The organism is Leptolyngbya sp. FACHB-541, from assembly GCF_014695875.1.
Taxonomy (GTDB): Bacteria; Cyanobacteriota; Cyanobacteriia; order Elainellales; family Elainellaceae; genus JAAUTN01.
Window position 1 is genome coordinate 1 of sequence record NZ_JACJPC010000088.1, and the last position, 4,185, is coordinate 4,185.

The 4,185-nt window shown below is 50.3% G+C and carries 5 protein-coding genes and 1 pseudogene; 1 reads left to right on the forward strand and 5 read right to left on the reverse strand.

Translation table 11 applies throughout. From position 1 onward, the window contains the following. Positions 1 to 510 precede the first annotated feature (510 nt). Together H6G00_RS18765 and H6G00_RS18770 are read right to left on the reverse strand one after the other, a co-directional pair. Entirely contained in the window at positions 511 to 1,263 is a 753-nt protein-coding gene (locus H6G00_RS18765; RefSeq protein ID WP_190797911.1) for an SDR family oxidoreductase, read from the reverse strand. Between the two features lie 169 nt (positions 1,264 to 1,432). Next, on the reverse strand, positions 1,433 to 1,666 hold the full coding sequence (locus tag H6G00_RS18770; protein ID WP_190797912.1) for a hypothetical protein: 234 nt from the start codon (positions 1,664 to 1,666) through the stop codon (positions 1,433 to 1,435). 6 nt (positions 1,667 to 1,672) lie between these two features. On the opposite strand from H6G00_RS18770, the pseudogene H6G00_RS36725 reads away from it, so the two are divergent. Then, a pseudogene (locus H6G00_RS36725) lies at positions 1,673 to 1,756 on the forward strand (FosX/FosE/FosI family fosfomycin resistance thiol transferase); the annotation flags it as partial. Between the two features lie 142 nt (positions 1,757 to 1,898). Here H6G00_RS36725 and H6G00_RS18775 read toward each other — a convergent pair. From H6G00_RS18775 to H6G00_RS18785, 3 genes are all read right to left on the reverse strand, one after another. After that, positions 1,899 to 2,549, reverse strand: a complete 651-nt coding sequence (locus tag H6G00_RS18775; protein ID WP_190797913.1) for an amino acid ABC transporter permease — start codon at positions 2,547 to 2,549, stop codon at positions 1,899 to 1,901. Further along, positions 2,536 to 3,351: a transporter substrate-binding domain-containing protein gene (locus H6G00_RS18780; RefSeq protein ID WP_199318585.1), complete on the reverse strand. Its 816-nt coding sequence runs from the start codon at positions 3,349 to 3,351 to the stop codon at positions 2,536 to 2,538. The genes H6G00_RS18775 and H6G00_RS18780 overlap by 14 nt, the downstream gene beginning before the upstream one ends. Before the next feature lie 615 nt (positions 3,352 to 3,966). Then, positions 3,967 to 4,185, reverse strand: a 219-nt coding sequence (locus H6G00_RS18785) for a dienelactone hydrolase family protein (protein WP_190797914.1), incomplete at its 5' end; no start/stop codon positions are given.

Sequence of the window (4,185 nt, forward strand, 5' to 3'; positions counted from 1 at the left end):
ACGAATGCTAACTCTACTTTGCCTACCTGAACCCTGGTGAAAGCCCAGTGCTACTAGATGAACTCAACATCACCACCTCTGGCTCCTGATATTCCGGTCAGTATGAGGCTCTCGGTGAGCCTTGAAATGGTGTCTCAGGAGCGAGCGCCAAGTCGGATAGCGGGAGATTGAGATAGGGCGATCGCTGGCAGCAGACCCAAGGCGATTAGTCACTTCAATTTGTGACCACCTCGGAATTAGTCGCCCAACTTACTACCGCTACATCAATCCTGATCTGAACAACATTGCCGAAAATGAACATTGAGTGAGCGCGTGTAGTACGGTCTAAAGCCTTACTCTGCTGAAAGCGAGGACAAGCAACACTGCCGAGTTAGGGTCATTTCTGGCAATGTTGTTAACTGTTAACGACCTCGCTTACCTGCCCGTCCCGCTCCGTGAACCTCGAAAAACCTAAATGCGGCCGACTCAGGTGCAGCACCTGGTTCGGCGTGTTGAGTATTAGCGCTTTCCTTATGCACCATAGCCACCTTCGACATTGAGCACTGTGCCGGTGATATAAGATGCAGCGGGACTGGCGAGGAACACCACGCCCGCTGCAACCTCTTCCAGGCGCGCGAATCGCTGAATTGCGAGCGTGGCGAACAGCATCTCCGCAACGCCGGCCTCGGCAGCCATTTCGGTCTCCATCAAACCGGCGGCGACCACATTCACGGTGATTTTGCGGGGCGCGAGATCTCGTGCTGCTCCCTTTGAATAGCCGACCACTGCGGCCTTGGTGCCCGCGTAATCGGCCGCTCCGGCAAAACCGACTCGCGTTGCCACTCCTGAACTGATGCTGATAATCCGTCCATCCTCGGGCAACACCTTGGCGGCGGCTCGGATATTTGCGACTACTCCACCGACATTGATCGCCCACATTTGGTCCATCATGGCATTGTCAATGTCGGGATGGTCAATGGATTTGCCTTGATAGGCGACGGCGGCGTTATTGACCAGGATATCAAGTCTCCCGAAACGTTCCATGACGCTCTGGATAAGCGGAGCGGACTGGGTGGGATCGCCTTGATCAGATCTGAAGGCCGCAGCGCGAATGCCTTTGAGTTCCAGGGCACGCGCGACCGCTTCCGCTTTCTCCGCCGACGCCATATAGGTGATGGCGACATCCGCGCCCTTATCGGCCAAGGCGTGAGCGATGGCGACGCCCAACCCGCGCGAAGCGCCGGTAACCAAGGCAACTTTGCCCGTAAGTGTTCTTGTGTTCATAACTCTTTTAGCTCGATGGCAAGTGGAAGGATACGCAGACCGCCGACTAACCAGAATCAGCAGTTGCAGATGGTGTTGAACTTAGCACAAGGAAATGGGGCAATCCGTTGCATTGACTGGTTATTTTGATATCGCCTCTGACCGCCTCCAACCCTTTAACCCAAAACGCTTAACCGATCGCTTTCACTAACTTGTCTCCACTATTACCTTCTGGAACGGTTGCAACCCAGATGATCGCCTCAAAGCACGGTCTAAGCCGATCGCTACTGGGACGTTTCGGATCAGCGCGATCGCCTTCAGTGATGAGTGCAAGAGCTTTGTGTGGAGCAAGATAATGTTGCCCATCACTCGCCGCAGATATCTTCTCGAACCCAACAGATAAACCTTGACGGTCGGTGTGCATGGGCATCTAATCGGTGGAATTTGGATAGCGATTATGGAGGGTGAATCACTCTCTGAAGAGACGTATAACTACATTGCATTCAAAATCGCTTGACCCGACTTAGATATTCGCCTTTTGAAAGATAATTCTCGTCAAGGGATGAGCTTGGATAAATGGGGTCCTGTATCGTTGATCGAATTCCTCTGCTCGATTACACCGATCGCCATTGCCATAACAAAACACATCTGCTAAATCAGTCAGCATAGCGATAGCGACGCTCGAAATAGCGCTGGACAATGTCCAGTAGAGTGGTCAATGCCCAATAAATCAGGGCTGCCTCTAGTAAAATCGGTAAGACCACCGCTGAAGCAGAGCTAATCTGGTCGGCAATACTAGTCAATTCTTCAACGGTGACAACGGAAGCCAGAGAAGAGGCTTTTACCACGTCAATCAAAGAATTCCAAATGCTGGGAATGGCTCGTCGCCAAGCTTGCGGCAGAATCACATGCACGAATGTGTCAAACCGACTTAAACCCAATGAGGCTGAGGCTTCCCATTGTCCTTTAGCGATTGAGAGGATTGCCCCTCTGAATGACTCAGAAATATAGGCTCCAAAGTGCAAAGTTAAGCCGATGACGATCGATTGAAACGGCGTAAACCGGATAATGCCTGCAAATCCAAAATAAATGATAAACAGTTGCACCAGTAGGGGCGTACCGCGAAAGAACGAGACATAAAGGCTTGAGAGCCACTCTAGCACTCGGACTTCGGACAACGCCAGGAGCGCAACGAGCAGTCCCACAAGCAACGCGAACACAACCCCAAGAACACTGATCCAGACGGTCATCAGTGCGCCTGTGAGCAACAAAGGCAGAGAGTCAATTAAAAGATCAACGACTGACATCTTCACCAAACCATGTGTTTGAAATATTTGCCAGTGTACCGTCTTGTTTGATGGCGTCTAGTGCCTGGTTTACCTGATCGCGCAGTTCAGTGTTGTCTTTACGGAACACAAACGCCGTTGTCTCTCGAGTGAAGGGTTCACCCACCGATCTCACCCGATAATTCGCTTTTTTCAGTTCAGTTAAGACGTAGAGGCGATCGTTGAGCGCCGCATCGACTCGATTTTGCTGAAGATCGGTCAACACCTGGGCAATGCCCTGATAATATTTCACCTCAGCCCCTGCTTCCTCTGCTGCTTTAGCAAAGTTGCTACCCTGGGTTGTGCCAACGACTTTGCCTCTAAGATCATTGACGCTTTGAATATTTTTGGGGTTATCTTGATTGACCAGAACAACTGCACCTGACACGGTGTAAGGCTGCGAAAAGGCATATTGCTGTTCGCGCTCAGGTGTAACCGAGACTTGATTTGCAACAAAGTCGAATCGTTTTGCATCTAGAGACGCCAGCATACTTTTCCACTGCGTTGGTACGAACTCAATTGTCCGTTCCAGCCGCTTCGCTACCTCTGTAGCAATGTCGATGTCATAGCCCGTCAATTCATTACTTTGAAGATCTCTGAAACTGAAGGGTGGATAGGTTCCTTCTGTTCCCACCGTTAGCGGTTGACCCGTACTAGCGGACGGTGAATCACTAGATGTATCAGCCGAATTAGATCCGCAGGCTGCTAGCACTACTGCACTGCTGCTTGCCAGCATTAGTAGACGAATAAACTGCGATCGTGTTATTAAATTAAGCTTAACCATGACCCTGCCCCTAATAAAAGTAATTTACCTTAAGTTGCAAAACAAAAGGGAATGGCTCTCATTCGTTATAATGCGGTAAATCGGTGAGTTTACCGTGCTTTATTCACTTGAGTTTGGACTAATTTCGTCGAGAGTTATGTATTAGTTGCATCTTTCTTAACAAAGGAAGAAGGAGTTAGGAATGAGATATAGCAGGTGGTTGTGTCGCAAAACCTGTTTAAAGACAAATGATCTCTACTCATCTCATCATGATGACGAAGTAACCGACGCGCAAGCGCCCCTCTCTATCGGGGCAGGTTTAACTTTGCCGAAAATGATCCTTGGGTACTGTAAGTAGCAAAGCCTAAATTCTTTCCCTGCTGGAGGCTCTTGATATAGGTATCGAATCAAACATTGCCGAATTAGGGTCATTTTCGGCAATGATGTTAACTGTCAACGTTCGCAATCACCGGACGCAGACAAACTTTGCAACTTAACCAACCATATTGAAATGTTCCGGTGCATTGCGAACGTTATGCGGTGTTTCTACTAGGAGGTCCGACGGGACCGACGCGTCTCCGGCTAACCTGGCGCTTCGCAAATCTGCTTCCCGCGCCCGGACTTCATGCACGTCGCTCATTTCGATTCCTCTGCGAAAAGATCAAGAACCGCTCGCCATGCGCGCTCAGTGTGTTTTGGATGATAGCCGACACCTGGCACGGTCGATTGAACATGCGTGAGTCCTTCGACCGGCGATCCATCCGAATTTGTCGGGCGCGCCCAAAAGGCGTGCTGGGCACCGCCATAGATGTTTACGCGCCAGTCAACCCCGGCATCCTGTAATGCGTGACCAAA

Excerpts from the sequence above, each read along its gene's own strand:
- H6G00_RS18770 (WP_190797912.1), bottom strand. The coding sequence starts at position 1,666 with ATGCACACCGACCGTCAAGGTTTATCTGTTGGGTTCGAGAAGATATCT.
- H6G00_RS18780 (WP_199318585.1), bottom strand. The coding sequence starts at position 3,351 with ATGGTTAAGCTTAATTTAATAACACGATCGCAGTTTATTCGTCTACTA.
- H6G00_RS18775 (WP_190797913.1), bottom strand. The coding sequence starts at position 2,549 with ATGTCAGTCGTTGATCTTTTAATTGACTCTCTGCCTTTGTTGCTCACA.
- H6G00_RS18765 (WP_190797911.1), bottom strand. The coding sequence starts at position 1,263 with ATGAACACAAGAACACTTACGGGCAAAGTTGCCTTGGTTACCGGCGCT.